This is a genomic window from Streptomyces sp. NBC_00435 (genome assembly GCF_036014235.1).
GTDB lineage: Bacteria > Actinomycetota > Actinomycetes > Streptomycetales > Streptomycetaceae > Streptomyces.
Genome location: NZ_CP107924.1, coordinates 5,430,738 through 5,444,468, shown reverse-complemented (window position 1 = coordinate 5,444,468; position 13,731 = coordinate 5,430,738). Strand labels below are relative to the sequence as shown.

Genomic DNA, 13,731 nt, shown 5'->3' with positions numbered 1-13,731 from the left:
CTCCCCCTCAGCCCCGGGCCCGGAGCCGGTCGGTGCTGTCCTCGCTGGGCTGTACGACGACGATGCCCTGGCCGGAGAAGGCCATCTGGTAGGCCTCCCCGCTGCCCCGGCCGATCATCGACGAGGCCTTGAAGCTGCGCTTGCCCTTGACCTTCAGGTTCGGGGACCAGGCGACGAGCGCGTCGGGGTCGACGTACGTCTCGTCCTCGCCGCGGCCGCAGTCGACCACGATCGGAGTGCCGCGCGAGGTGATGGCGACCCAGCCGGTGCCGGAGACCGACACGTTGAACAAGCCCTGGCCGGCGAACTTGGCCATGCCCTTGACCCGCTCGACGCCCCACTGGAGGTGGGCGTCGAAGGCGAGCAGGTTGGTGCCGTTCACGGAGAGGGAGTCGTTGTTCAGGTTGATGACGACGACGTCCGCGCCGTAGTCGGCGAGGTAGAGCAGGCCGTCGCCGGTGCACTTCATCAGCGGGGCGCCTTCGCCGGTGAGCCACTGCGAGGCCAGCTGGCGGACGGCCGGCGGGTTGGGCTCGTACTGCACGAACCCTTCGTAGGCGACCATCGATCCGGTGCGCGCGAAGAGGTCCTGGCCGCTCTGCATGGCGACCCTGAGCATGGCCCGGCCGTGGTTCTCCATGCGGGCCGTGACGGGGGTCGGGGCGTAGCCCGCGAGCTGCTGGTTCATAGCGTTCATGGCATTCATGTGGGGCTCCCTCAGACCTCGTACGGCTGGACGACGATGAAGTTGCCGGGGGCGCCGCGGAACTGGAGGTTCACGGTCTCCCCGCTGTGGCCGGGGTAGGCGTTACGACGCAGCCGGACCTGGCTGGAAATGATCACCTGGGAGGCGGCGGACCACGCGACGATGGCGTTGCTGTCGGCGAAGGTGGTCGGGGTGACGGGCAGGACCACGGGCACGCCGTGCGTCTTGACGATCACCGTGCCGGTGCCCTGGAACTGCATGGTGAACAGGGCGCCGCCCGGGATGCCGTGGCCCTCGATGCGGCGGACCTCGTGCTGGAGCGACTCGTCGAAGGCGAGGACGCTCTCGGCGGAGACGCAGATGCCGTCGCCCTGGAGCTCGATGGCGTGCAGGTGGGCGCCGTCCTCCGCCAGGAAGACCTGGCCGCGGCCGGTGCAGCGCATCAGCTGCATCTCCTGGCCGGTGGCGTTGCCGACGATGCGGCCGGCGAAGCCCGCGCCCTTGTAGCTGAAGTCGACCTTGCCCTGGTAGAGGACCATGCTGCCCTGGCGGGCGAGGACGGCCTGGCCGCCCATCGACAGGTCGACGCGCATGAGCTGCTGGTTCTGCGGGGTCCAGCGGGCGCCGGTCGGGGCTTCCTTGTACGGCTGGAGGGCGGCGGCGAGTCCGGCGCCGGCGGCGGGCGCCGCCTGCGCGGGCTGGCCGTAACCGGGCTGCTGGCCGTACGGGGGCGGCTGCTGGCCGGGGAACTGGCCGGGAGCCTGGCCGGGGACCTGGCCGTACGAGGGCTGCGGCTGCTGCCCGTACGGCGCGGGGGCCGGGGCGGGCGGCGGGACCTGCCCGTAGGAGGGCTGCGGCGGCTGGCCGTACGGCGCGGGGGCCGGCGGGGCCAGGGGGGTGCCCATCGGCGCGGCCATGGTGGGGGCCGCGTGGACGGGCTGCTGGTACGGGGCGGGGGCCGGGGCCGGGGCGGGGACCTGGGGCGGAGCGCCGAAGGAGGGTGCCGGGGCCGGGGGCTGCGCCTGCGCGGGAGCCCCGAAGGAGGGCGCGGGCGCGGCTGCCCCTGGCGGCGGGGCGAAGCCCGGCGCGCCGGCCGGGGCCTGGGCCTGCTGCTCGGGCTGCTCCTCCTCGGCGACCTCGCCGCCGAAGTTCTTGAGCAGCGCGGCGAGCCCGCCGTCGAACCCCTGGCCGACGGCGGCGAAGCGCCACACGTCCTTGAGGTAGAAGTCGCCGATCATCAGCGCGCGCTCGGTGCTGAACTCCGAGCCCGAGAAGGAGTACCGGACGACCTCCTCGCCACCCGCGACGATCCGGATGTAGCCCGGACCGATCTGCGACATCTGCCCGGCGCCGTCGATCGAGGCGGCGAAGGAGAGCTTGTGGATGTTGGCCGGGATGCGGTCCAGGGTCACCCGGAAGGATTCCGCGTCACCGGCCTGCGGGCCCAGCTGCTGGATGGACTCCTCCGGCGACTTCGGCTGGTTGAAGAAGACGAAGTAGCGGTCGTCCGAGAGCTGTTCGTTCGCGTCGAGGCCGAAGCAGCTGATGTCGATCGCGAGTCCGGGCCCGGCGATCTGGATACCTACATAGAGGTCCGTGCCCGCCGTCAGATCACTGATCTTGGCCTTGTGACCGCGTTGGAATTCCCTGGCCATACGTAAGACCGTCCCCCATCCCGACTGTGAATGCGTGCCGCTCAGGCTAACGGCATCCTCGGACATCCGGCCAAGTCGGTACCGACCCGGTACATATCACGAGGTGTGACATCGCGGGCCGATAGCGGGCAAATACGGATTATTCCTCGCGGGCGGTCGGGACTTTCGGAAGGCGTTCGGCCGCGACCACCCCTTCGAGATAACCGCGGGCCCGTTCGGTGCGCGGGTACGCCTCCAGCAACTCCCAGAAGCGGGGGCCGTGGCCGGGCACGAGGAGGTGGGCCAGCTCGTGCAGCAGCACGTAGTCGACGACGTACTCCGGCATCCCCTGAATGCGGTGCGAGAGCCGGATGCTGCCTTCGGCCGGGGTGCAGGAACCCCAGCGGGTGTTCTGGTTGGTGACCCAACGGACCGAGCGGGGGCGGGCGCGGGCGTCGAAGTACTGCTCGGACAGACGAACGGCTCGCTCGGCGAGTTCCGCGTCCCCCAGGGTGCGTTTGCTCTCCTGAGCCGCCAGCTTGTCGAGCATGACGCCCACCCAGCGCCGCTCCTCGGCCTCGGACATCCGGGCAGGGATGAGGACGACCGTACGATCACCCTCACGGTAGGCGGATACGGTCCTTCGGCGGCGCGCGCTCCGGCGGACTTCGACGGCGCGCTGTGGATCGGCGGACACGCCACGACGGTACCCGCTCGCCACGGCGGAAGTCCCGCGCCTCCGGGGTTCGAACGCGATCGATTCGCGGAAGGCATCCAGCGAACCAGAATTATCCAGTTCATATACCTAATACCCCCCACCTGTGGACAAAGTTCCGCAGGCTTTTCGGCGGGCGGGCAATCTCGTGGAGAGCGGCGCGGGGAATGCGCCGCACGAAGCGAGGGGGACCACGATGTATCCGAAGGTGAAGCCGGCGCTGGCGCGGGCCTGGCGGGATCTGCAGACGGTGCAGTTCGGCGTGACGCCCGCGCACGCGGTGGTGCTCGGCCCGGTGGACACGGCGACGGGCGCGCTCCTGGACCTGATCGACGGGACGCGGAGCATGGAGCTGCTGCGGACCCAGGGCAAGGGGATGGGGCTCCCGGACGGCCAGGTCGACGAGGTGGTGCGGCGGCTGGCGGCGGCCGGCCTGCTCGACGACGCCACCGCGGGCGGCCCCCGCGCCCAGGCGGTGCGGGCGCGGCCGGAGGCCCTGGCGCGGCTCGGTCCGGACCTGGGCTCGCTGTCGCTGGTCCGTCCCCGGCCGGGCGGGGACTTACAGGGTGTGGCCGCCCGCCGGGCCGTACGGGTTCACGTGCGCGGGAGCGGCCGCGTGGGCGCGGTGATCGCGTCGGTCCTGGCGGGAGCGGGCATCGGCCGGGTCGAGGTGCTCGACGGGGGACGCGCGGAGCCGGCGGACGTGGCGCCGGGCGGTCTGGGTCCGGGCAGCGTGGGCCGGCTGCGCGCCGAGGCCGCGCGGACGGCGGTCCGGGAGGCGGCCCCGGGGCGTGGGCCCCGGACCGGGGAGAGCGGGGGCCCGGAGCCGGGGCTGGCCCTGGTGGTGGTCGCGCCCCGGGACGGGCTGCAGTCCTGGGCCCCCGATCCGCAGACCGCGGCCGACTGGGTCGCCACCGGCATCCCCCACCTCTACGCGGGGGTGCTGGAGGGGACCGGGCTGGTGGGACCGCTGGTACTGCCCGGAGCCACGGCGTGCGCCGGCTGCATGGAGCGCGACCGGGTGGAGCGTGACCCGGCCTGGCCGCGCATGCTGGTCCAGTGGCGCTCGGCCCACCGGCGCCGGGGCGACGCCGCCTGCGACCTCGGGCTGTCCACGGCAGTGGCCGGCCTGGCCGCCGCCCACGCCCTGTCCTTCCTCGACGGCGAACTCCCCGCCTCCGCATCGACCCGCTGGGAGGCCTCCCTCCCCACCCTCCACTGGCACCCCACCGCGGTCCACCCGCACCCCGACTGCCCGTGCGAGGCGGCCAGGGTCCCGGCGGGACGGGGGGCGGGGTCGTGAGGGGGTGGCCAGGCAGACGTCGAGCGGGCCGCCTCGACGGTGCGGCAGAACTCCGAGACCCAGGACCCGGTCGCCGCGGGCACCAGCGGAAGGAGACTGCGCAGGGCCAGGAGCAGCTCGTGGAGCTGTCCGGGCGGCGGGGTCGTCGCCAGGAACCGGTCGAGGTAGCGCTCGGCTTCCTCATGGTGGGACCAGAGGCAGTGCGCGAGAAGGAGGTTGCCCACATCCGCCGGGTCCGGCTCCTCTCCGTCCATCACCGGCATGAGGAGTTCGACCACCCGGGCCAGGTGTCCGTCGCGATCGGGGTTGCGCACCGCGTGGAGCACCACCGCGATCTCGTAGTGGGACCAGGCGCTGTCGGGTTCGTGATCGAGGGCACGGGTGAGGTCGGCGAGCGCCGCTGCCTGGTCGCCGCTGAGCCGGTACAGGAGACCGCGGCTGGTGAGCGACCAGGCGTCGGCGGAATCGAGCTCGAGACTTCGGGTCAAGTCCGCCAGGGCCTCTTCGTACCGGCCCGAGACCCGGTAGGACATGGCGCGGTTCCTCAGAGCCCTCTGCTCGTCGGGATCGAGCCCGATGGCCAAGTCGTAATCGGCTACGGCCTCTTCCTGGCGGCGAGCATCACCCTCGCCAGACCGCGGCTCGTGAGCGCCCAGCCGTAGTCGGGCCTGAGCCCGACGGCCCGCGTGAAGTCTGCTTCGGCCTCCCCGTACCGGTCCAGGAAGTGGTAGAGGTCGCCTCGGATGGCCAAGGCCCAGGCGTAGGTGGGGTCGAGCTCGATCGCGCGGGTCAGGTCTGCCAGGGATTCACTGGGGCGACCGAGCCTTCGGTACGCGTCACCCCGGCCGGCGACGGCCCAGTGGTCGTCCGGCTTGAGTTCGATGGCGCGCGTGAATGCCGCCACCGCCTCGTCGGACCGGCCCAGGGAGTTGTAGGCGTACCCACATCCCGCCAGGGCCCACGGGTAGTCCGGTGTGAGCTCCACCGCTCGCGCGAACTCCGCCACGGCCTCCTCGTACCGGCCCAGGGCACGGTAGACATCACCCCGGCAGGCGAACGGCCAGTCGTAGTCGGGCTTGAGCGCGATGGCACGGTCGAAGTCAGCCATTGCCTCCTCGTACCGCTCCATCGACTTCAACGCGACCCCTCTGCTGACGTGCGCCCTGGTGCTGCCGGGGTGGACGGCGATGGCGCGGTCGAAGTCGGCCAGCGCTTCCTCGTCGCGCCCCATCAGCCGGAGGGTGGCACCACGACTCGTGAGCGCCCACTCGTAGTCGCCCTCGATCTCCAGGCTCCGGTCGAAGTCGGCGATGGCTTCCTCGTAGCGGTCCGCGCTCTGATAGGCGAAGCCGCGGAACCAGACGTTCACGATGTCCTCGGGAGCGAGTTCCACGGCGCGGCTGTAGTCCGCGATCGCCTCGTTCGGCCGGCCCATCAGCTGGTGGGTCCGGCCACGGCCGAAGTGGGCGCGCTCGTTCTCCGGATCGATGACGAGCGCTTGCCCATAGTCGGCCAGGGCCTGGGGGTAGGTGCCCGCGTTGCGGTGGTCCAGGCCGCGGATGCTCAGCGTCAGGGCCCGGCCCTCCGGGTCGAAGCCGGCCCGGGTCAGGAGCAGGGTCAGTGCGGCGATGCCCGGGGCCGGCTGGTCGAGGGTCGTGCGGAGTTCGTCGGCCCACCGGGTCAGCTCCGGGGAGTCCGCGTCGCGGGCCGCCGCGGCCAGGACACCGGTCCAGCGGCGGAGGGTGGTGATCCCGTGGTCGTAGGCGTCGACGAGGTCCCGCAGCACGACCGGGAGGGCGGCCCGCGGGTCGGCGCAGAGCCGGTGGTAGGCCTCCTCCAGGCGGTGGCCGCGCCAGGTCTCGTCCGACCACCATCCCGCGGCCGGGGCGGACGCCTCCTGCAGGTGCTCGCGGCGCTGCCCAAAGGCATCGGCGAGCCGGGTGTGGAGCTGCTCCCACCGGCTCGGGGACTGCCTGCGCTGCAGGCGCAGCATCGCGCCGCGGACCACCTCGTGGTAGCGGCAGTGGCCCGAGCGGTCGGTGACGAAGGGCATCGACCGCAGCCAGCCGAACTGTTCGGCCGCTTCCTCCTCGACGGCCGCCCGGTAGACGTCCTCGTCCAGCTCCTGCGGGAACGCGCAGGCCAGGGCGGCCGTCCGGCGGGCGGGGTCGGGCTCCCACTTCAGGAACCGCTCGACGGCGGTACCGCTCGGGTCGCCGATCTCCTCCACCGTGCCCGGCTGGGTCTCGGCCAGGGTGGAGACCAGCACCGGAAGTCGGCCCGAGAGCCGCAGGATGACCTCGACCACCCGTTCGTCGGTGACCCCCTTGCCGGTGAGGAGCCGGCGCGCCTCGGTCTCCGTGAAGACCTCCAGCGGCCAGTCGGTGACCAGGTCGTGCCAGTCCTCCCAGGTGCGGGCGGCCAGCCGGGACTGCCCGGCGAGGGTGACCAGCACGTTCGCGGGGAGCTCCCCGTACCGGTCGCTGCCCAGGACGTCTCGCAGCCACGTGTCGAGCATGGGGCCGGTGCGCTCGTAGGTGTCGAAGAACAGCACGATCCAGGGATGCCTGCGCGCGACCTCGGCGAGCTCCTGCAGGAACACCGGGGTCAGTGCGTCGAGTGGGGACAGGACCAGTTCGACATCGCCGTGGTTGCGCAGCCGGGTGCTGAGGAGGGCCTTGACCCGGTCCGCGCCGGCGGCGACCTGGTTCGGGTCCACGGCTCCGGTGAAGGCGCCGACTCCCGGGATCATGCCGAGACCGACCAGGCCCAGCTGGGAGGCGATCATGCTGGACGGGGACGGGGACGGGGCGCCTGCGGCCGCCGGTTCGGCGCCCGCGACCGCGGCGGCGAATCCGGCGTCGGCTTCGTGCCGGCGTTGGCGATAGGTGGCCAGCAGTTTGTCGAACCCCTTCAGCGCGAAGCCCTGCTGGGCGAACTGCGCGCTGACAACCTCCATCGTCTCCACGACGTCCGCGACCGACTCGTCCACGCAGGCGGTGACCGCCCCGGCCTCGCGGGCGATGGTCTCCAGGTGCCGGACCAAGGTCGATTTGCCGACACCGGCCGGACCCCGTACGTGGAAGAGGAACTGCGCCGCCTCCTCCGGGGGCTGGCGCAGCGCGTCACGGAAGGCGCTGACCTCGTCCTGTCTGCCGATGAAGCCGACGGAACGGCGTCGCCGGATCAGCTCCTGCCTCGAAGGTGCCCGCCCTACCATCTCCCAGCCCCTTCACGACCAGTCCGTGGTCCGCGCTCCCGCCATGCTCGCCCATGGGTGAGCGCGCCGTCCGGCGACCGGTGGATTCCTGCCATGTCCGGGCCGAGAGACTCGGACGGGGTGGGCCCGGAGGGCCATGACAGGATGCTTTCGGCCGGGAAGGCTCTCGGGGGGCTCCCTCGAAACCGCCGCTTGCGGCTCAGCTGTCTGGGAATTGGAGGGGCTCATGTCTGATCTTCCCCGGAAGGCGGTCACCCGTACCGTCAAGCTGGCCGCGCTGCCGCTCGGCATAGCGGGCCGGGCCACCTGGGGTCTCGGCAAGCGGATCGGGGGCAAGTCGGCGGAGATCGTGGCGCGCGAGCTCCAGCAGCGCACCGCCGAGCAGCTGTTCCGTGTGCTCGGCGAGCTGAAGGGCGGCGCCATGAAGTTCGGCCAGGCGCTCTCGGTCTTCGAGTCGGCCCTGCCCGAGGAGGTCGCCGGGCCCTACCGGGCCGCGCTGACGAAGCTCCAGGAGGCGGCCCCGCCACTGCCCGCGGCGACGGTGCACCAGGTGCTGGCGGAGCGGCTCGGCACGGACTGGCGCGAGCTGTTCGAGGAGTTCGAGGACAAGCCGGCCGCGGCGGCCTCCATCGGGCAGGTGCACCGGGCGGTGTGGCACGACGGCCGGCCGGTCGCGGTCAAGGTCCAGTACCCGGGAGCCGGCGAGGCCCTGCTGTCGGACCTGAAGCAGCTGGGCCGGTTCGCGGGACTGCTGGGGCCGCTGATACCGGGCATGGACATCAAGCCGCTGATCAAGGAGTTGCGCGACCGGGTCTCGGAGGAGCTGGACTACGAGCTGGAGGCCGAGGCTCAGCGGACGCACGCGGACGCGTTCGAGGGCGACGAGGACGTGGTCGTGCCGGACGTCGTGCACCAGGGCGACCAGGTACTGGTGACCGAGTGGATGGAGGGGACTCCGCTGTCGGAGGTGATAGCCGACGGCACCCAGGAGGAGCGCGACCGCGCGGGGCAGCTGCTGGCCCGCTTCCTCTTCTCCGGCCCCGCACGCACCGGGCTGCTGCACGCCGATCCGCACCCGGGCAACTTCCGCCTGATCAGCGGGGCGGACGGTCGGATGCGGCTGGGCGTACTGGACTTCGGGACGGTCGACCGGCTGCCGGGCGGCTGGCCCAAGCCCATCGGCAGGTCGCTGCGGATGACCCTGGACGGCGATGCCGAGGGGGTCTACGGGCACCTGCGTGCGGAGGGTTTCGTGCGCGAGTCCATCGAGCTGGAGGCCGGGGCGGTGCTCGACTACCTGAAGCCGATGCTCGAACCGGCCGAGGCCGAGGAGTTCACCTTCACCCGGACGTGGCTGCGCGGCCAGGCCGCGCGGATCGCCGATCCGCGCTCCCCCGCGCACCAGTTGGGCCGGCAGATCAACCTGCCGCCCTCGTACCTGCTGATCCACCGGGTGACGCTGAGCACGATCGGCGTGCTGTGCCAGCTGGGCGCGACGGTCCGGCTCCGCGAGGAACTGGACGCCTGGCTGCCGGGGTTCGTGCCCGACGAGGACTGAGCGGGCCCGCCACGGTCCGGGGGCGGGCGCTCACCACCAGGCGGAGTCGAGGCGTCCTTCGATGGCGCGGAGGTTGGCCCGCGCGCAGTCCACGCAGAAGTACTGTCTGGTCCCGTTCTCCACGGAGCAGGTCCAGGTGGGCGGGGCGCCGGCCGGGGACTGGGCGCCGCAGCGCGCGCAGACGACGGGCGGGGCCTCGGTTCCCGGCGGGGCCGGGTGGGGAGTCGGCTGGTCCACCTCCAGACGATATCCCCGTGAGGGTGGCGGGCGGTCCGCAACGCACCGGGGGGACCCGTCCGTTCGGACCGGTCCCCCCGGAGTGCGCGCCGGAGTCGGCGCGCCGAGCTGCCTCAGGCGCTCTTAGTGCATGACGGCCATGGCGAGCGCGCGCCGGGCGCGCAGCGAGACGCGCTCGGCTCGCCGCTGCATGCGCCGCGCGGCGACCACGCGCAGGGCGCGACGCTCGGCGTCGACCTCACGCATTCGGTCGTCCATATGGGCACGAGCCATGGCTTCTGGGATGAGTTGCATTTCGCGGGTCCTGTTCTGACGCGAGGTGATCGCGCCGGCGGTGATGAAGTCTGCGGTGGCGGAGCCGTGCGGCTGCTCGCTCGTGGTGGCGTGGGGGGACATGAGGGCCTGCTTCAGGGGGTCGTGCGTGAGGGGGCGGTCGATGGTTCCGTTGGCGGTCATGCCGAGACAACCGGGTTCTTGCGCGGGCGGCCACGGGGACGCTTCCGGGCGACGACGACACCCTGGACGAAGAGCTCGCCTCCCCAGACACCCCAGGGCTCGCGGCGCTCGACCGCACCGGCGAGGCAGGCCTCGACCAGCGGGCAGGTACCGCAGAGGGACTTCGCGTACTCGACGTCCGCCGGGGACTCGGCGAAGAAGACCTCGGGGTCGTAGGTGCGGCAGGCAACGGGTACGCCGAGGTTCTCGATGGCGTCGTCGAGCGCGGTCAGCGCGGTGAGGGGAGTCAAGGTGGAGTCCTCCGGGACTGCGGGCGGGGAGAGGGTCTGGGTCTTCGGTACTGACGGGGCGTGCGCTTCGAGTTGCACGGTGGTTTCTTCCTCGTCTTTGTCGTCTAGTCGTTCCGGCCGGTTGGCCGGGGGGCGGCTGGGCTACCTCTTCACACCGGCTGGTCCTGCCAGCCCCGAGGCCCCTTCGCTCCGTCGTCCCCTGTTCGGGGACAAACAGAAGGGCCGCGGATCCCGGGTGGGGTTCCGCGGCCCTGAAGGCGCCGGTCTGATCATCAGATCAGACTGGATCACTCCAGGGTTCGAGCCCGCGGTAGGCCCACATCAGGTGGTGCTGCTTCTTCGTCTGCTTCGTCCGGGATCCGGCACCGGCTCCGGCCGCAAAGGCATAGGCGCCATGCGCCTGGGCTTCTGCTGCCAGTACTGCCACCGGTGCCAGGGTCGGTCGCTCATTGCGCTCACTGACCAGCAGCGCCGTGGGGGCGCCGGGCAGGACGGGGCTGTCAGCGCAAATCGCGGACAGACCGATGACCGGAAGACCGGCACCCGTGAAGGCAAGGAGCGTGGAACCGAGCGTGGTGGAGCCGAGCGTGGTGGAAGCGGCGACCGAGCGATCGGTCAATTTGGTGGTGGTCATGAAGCTGGTCACTGGTCTCGCCTCCTCTCGGCGTCTCGGGGACTCGGCCCGGAGGCCTGGTCCCATGCGTATTCGGATAAGTACAGCACGGATCCGGGGCTTCGGAGAAGCCACCGTTTCCGTTGCTAAGAACCTATGGGGATTCGCTGGGCATGTGCAAACTATTTTTCCGACGAGTTTCTACGCGTCGTCAGAATCTTCCCGCTCCGGCTCCTCACCTGCACAGATGGCCAGGACGTCGGCTCCGTACCGCTCGAGCTTGCGGACGCCCACACCGGAGATCATCGCGAGCTCCCCGGCCTCCGCGGGGGTGGCCTCCGCGATGGCCATCAGCGTCTTGTCCGTGAAGACGCAGTAGCCGGGCATGCCCTGCTCCTTCGCCTGGACGGCCCGCCAGTCCCGCAGCCGCTCGTAGAGCCCTTCGTCCATGTCGGACGGGCAGTCCTCGCAGCGCATCAGCTTCAGCTCGCCGGCCTCCGTCAGGGTCTTGCCGCAGACCCGGCACAGCACCGGCCCGCGGCGGCCGCGCTTGCGGGCCCCCGGCTCGGCCACGCCACCCGGCCTGCTTCCCGGGGCCACGGAGCCCGGCCTCAGGCCGTTCAGGAAGCGGCTGGGCCGCCGGGACCCCCGGCCGCCCGGAGCGCGGGAGAGGGCCCAGGAGAGCGTCAGGTGGTGCCGGGCCCGGGTGACGCCGACGTAGAGCAGCCGGCGCTCCTCCTCGATCTGCTCGTCGGTCTTCGCGTACGTGATCGGCATCATGCCGTCGGTGAGGCCGGCGAGGAACACCGCGTCCCACTCCAGGCCCTTCGCCGCGTGCAGCGAGGCCAGGGTGACGCCCTGGACCGTCGGCGCGTGCTGCGCGGCCTTGCGCTCGTCCAGTTCGGCCGTCAGGTCGGCCAGGGTGGCGCCCGGGCGGCTGCGGGCGAAGTCCTCGGCGAGACGGACCAGCGCGGCCAGCGATTCCCACTGGTCGCGGACGGCGCCGGAGCCGGTGGGCGGTTCGCTGGTCCAGCCGGTGGAGCTGAGCACGGCCCGGACCTGGGAACCGAGCTCCACGACGTCGTCGAGGAGCCTGTCGTTACCGCCGGAGCGGGCGGCTCCGCGCAGCGAGAGGATCGCCTTCTGCACTTCGCCGCGCTCGAAGAAGCGCTCGGCTCCGCGCAGCTGGTACGGGACTCCGGCGTCGGCGAGGGCCTGCTCGTAGACCTCGGACTGGGCGTTGATGCGGTAGAGCACGGCGATCTCGCCGGCCGGGACGCCCGCCCTGATGAGGTCGCGGATCCGGTGGGCGACGCCCTCGGCCTCGGCGGGCTCGTCGGGGTACTCGGCGTAGACGGGGTCGGGGCCGGTCTCGCGCTGGGAGACCAGCTCCAGGCGGTGCTCGGCGGCCCGCCCCCTGGCCTGGTTCAGCAGGCCGTTGGCGAGGTGGACCACCTGGGGGGTGGAGCGGTAGTCGCGGACCAGCTTGACCACGGTGGCCTGCGGGTACTTGGTGCGGAAGTTCAGCAGGTGGTCGGGGGTGGCGCCGGTGAAGGAGTAGATGGTCTGGCTGGCGTCGCCGACCACGCAGAGGCTGTCGCGCTCGCCGAGCCAGAGGTCCAGCAGCCGCTGCTGGAGCGGGCTGACGTCCTGGTACTCGTCGACCACGAAGTGCTGGTACTGGGTGCGGATCTGCTCGGCGATGTCGTGGCGGTCCTGCAGGATGCCGACGGTGAGGAGCAGCACGTCCTCGAAGTCGATCATGCCGCGGTCGCGCTTGAGCTGCTCGTACATCCCGTAGATCTGGGCGATCTCGGCCAGGTCCCGGGGGGCCTCGCGGCCGGCCTTGAGGGCGGCCGCCGGATAGTCGGCGGGCACCGTCTGGGTGACCTTCGCCCACTCGATCTCACCGGTGACGTCACGCAGCTCGCCCCGGTCGAGGCGGATGCGGCAGCGCGCGCCCGCCTCCGCGACGAACTGGATCTTGCGCTCCAGCAGCCGGGGCACGTCGCCGCCGACCGCCTTGGGCCAGAAGTACTGGAGCTGGCGCAGGGCGGCGGAGTGGAAGGTCCGCGCCTGCACCCCGTCGGCGCCCAGCTCGCGCAGGCGTCCGCGCATCTCGCCGGCGGCGCGGTTGGTGAACGTGACGGCCAGCACACTGGCCGGCATCAGCTGGCCGGACCGGACCCCGAAGGCGATGCGGTGGGTGATCGCCCGGGTCTTGCCCGTGCCGGCGCCCGCCAGCACGCACACCGGCCCGCGCAGGGTCGTCGCGACCTCGCGCTGCTCCGGGTCCAGGCCCAGGAGCACCGCGTCGGCCGAGTCCGCGCCGGGCGTGAAGGATGAGGAGTGCGTTGCTGATGTCACCCCGCCATGCTGCCAGGTCCGGTGAGGGGGCCGGCGAATCCGTCCACAGGCGCCACGTTCTCGTCCTACCTGAACATCGTCGTACCGCGACCTCGATCGCGGCCTCTCCCGCGACTGTGACCGGGCCGGGGCCGGGCCGGGGCCGGGCCGGGGCCGGGCCGGGGCCGGGCCGGGGCCGGGCCGGGGCCGGGCCGGGGCCGGGCCGGGGCCGGGGCCGGGCCGGGAATGGCCGCGCGGTCCCGTACGTTCGACTACTCGGACCAACGAGCACCCCACGAATGGAGAGCGCAGCATGCAGGACGCGGGCACGGTCACGATGTACAGCACGACCTGGTGCGGCTACTGCCGTCGGCTGAAGAGCCAGATGGACCGGGAAGGCATCGCCTACAACGAGATCAACATCGAGCTCGACCCCGAGTCCGCGGCGTTCGTGGAGAAGGCGAACGGCGGCAACCAGACCGTTCCGACCGTCCTCGTGAAGTCCTCCGCGGGCAACGAGTCGGTCATGACCAACCCCAGCCTGGCCCAGGTCAAGCAGGCCCTCGCCGTCTGACGTCCCGATGACCTGACGTGCCGATGCGCCGGTGTGTCGAACACCACGCAGGGGCGGGCACGGGTGCGTACAGAAAGGC

The 13,731-nt window shown here is 71.9% G+C and carries 12 protein-coding genes and 1 pseudogene; 3 read left to right on the top strand and 10 right to left on the bottom strand.

The genetic code is table 11. The features are described 5' to 3' along the window. Positions 1 to 7: 7 nt before the first annotated feature. From OG389_RS25100 to OG389_RS25090, 3 genes are all read right to left on the bottom strand, one after another. Complete coding sequence (locus OG389_RS25100; protein WP_328304073.1) at positions 8 to 688, bottom strand: AIM24 family protein; 681 nt, start codon at positions 686 to 688, stop codon at positions 8 to 10. A gap of 29 nt (positions 689 to 717) precedes the next feature. Beyond that, positions 718 to 2,361 carry a TerD family protein gene (locus tag OG389_RS25095; protein ID WP_328300704.1) on the bottom strand — a complete coding sequence of 548 codons (1,644 nt, stop codon included), beginning with the start codon at positions 2,359 to 2,361 and terminating at the stop codon, positions 718 to 720. 139 nt (positions 2,362 to 2,500) lie between these two features. Then, a complete protein-coding gene (locus tag OG389_RS25090) occupies positions 2,501 to 3,061 on the bottom strand; it encodes a M48 metallopeptidase family protein (protein WP_328300703.1) in 561 nt (186 codons plus the stop codon). Between the two features lie 190 nt (positions 3,062 to 3,251). Between OG389_RS25090 and OG389_RS25085 the strand changes: the two genes are divergently transcribed. Then, a complete protein-coding gene (locus OG389_RS25085; protein ID WP_328300702.1) occupies positions 3,252 to 4,358 on the top strand; it encodes a ThiF family adenylyltransferase in 1,107 nt (368 codons plus the stop codon). A gap of 428 nt (positions 4,359 to 4,786) precedes the next feature. Here OG389_RS25085 and OG389_RS36820 read toward each other — a convergent pair. Beyond that, a pseudogene (locus tag OG389_RS36820) lies at positions 4,787 to 4,891 on the bottom strand (hypothetical protein); the annotation flags it as partial. A 62-nt stretch (positions 4,892 to 4,953) separates the two neighbouring features. After that, the gene (locus OG389_RS25075) at positions 4,954 to 7,578 is read right to left on the bottom strand and encodes a tetratricopeptide repeat protein (RefSeq protein ID WP_328300700.1); all 2,625 of its coding nucleotides are present in this window, start codon (positions 7,576 to 7,578) and stop codon (positions 4,954 to 4,956) included. Between the two features lie 226 nt (positions 7,579 to 7,804). On the opposite strand from OG389_RS25075, the gene OG389_RS25070 reads away from it, so the two are divergent. Beyond that, the gene (locus tag OG389_RS25070) at positions 7,805 to 9,136 is read left to right on the top strand and encodes an ABC1 kinase family protein (RefSeq protein WP_328300699.1); all 1,332 of its coding nucleotides are present in this window, start codon (positions 7,805 to 7,807) and stop codon (positions 9,134 to 9,136) included. Between the two features lie 30 nt (positions 9,137 to 9,166). Here OG389_RS25070 and OG389_RS25065 read toward each other — a convergent pair whose 3' ends face one another. The 5 genes from OG389_RS25065 to OG389_RS25045 all read right to left on the bottom strand — a co-directional run bounded on the left by OG389_RS25065 (position 9,167) and on the right by OG389_RS25045 (position 13,099). Further along, complete coding sequence (locus OG389_RS25065; protein ID WP_243336061.1) at positions 9,167 to 9,373, bottom strand: hypothetical protein; 207 nt, start codon at positions 9,371 to 9,373, stop codon at positions 9,167 to 9,169. 123 nt (positions 9,374 to 9,496) lie between these two features. Then, positions 9,497 to 9,829, bottom strand: a complete 333-nt coding sequence (locus OG389_RS25060; RefSeq protein WP_328300698.1) for a hypothetical protein — start codon at positions 9,827 to 9,829, stop codon at positions 9,497 to 9,499. Then, the gene (locus OG389_RS25055) at positions 9,826 to 10,197 is read right to left on the bottom strand and encodes a WhiB family transcriptional regulator (protein WP_328300697.1); all 372 of its coding nucleotides are present in this window, start codon (positions 10,195 to 10,197) and stop codon (positions 9,826 to 9,828) included. Before OG389_RS25055 ends, OG389_RS25060 begins: the two co-directional genes overlap by 4 nt. A gap of 199 nt (positions 10,198 to 10,396) precedes the next feature. Continuing rightward, positions 10,397 to 10,819, bottom strand: a complete 423-nt coding sequence (locus OG389_RS25050) for a hypothetical protein (protein ID WP_328300696.1) — start codon at positions 10,817 to 10,819, stop codon at positions 10,397 to 10,399. A 114-nt stretch (positions 10,820 to 10,933) separates the two neighbouring features. After that, positions 10,934 to 13,099: an ATP-dependent DNA helicase UvrD2 gene (locus OG389_RS25045; protein WP_328300695.1), complete on the bottom strand. Its 2,166-nt coding sequence runs from the start codon at positions 13,097 to 13,099 to the stop codon at positions 10,934 to 10,936. A gap of 292 nt (positions 13,100 to 13,391) precedes the next feature. Here OG389_RS25045 and OG389_RS25040 point away from each other — a divergent pair, with 292 nt between their 5' ends. Then, positions 13,392 to 13,652: a mycoredoxin gene (locus OG389_RS25040; RefSeq protein WP_328300694.1), complete on the top strand. Its 261-nt coding sequence runs from the start codon at positions 13,392 to 13,394 to the stop codon at positions 13,650 to 13,652. Positions 13,653 to 13,731: the final 79 nt, after the last annotated feature.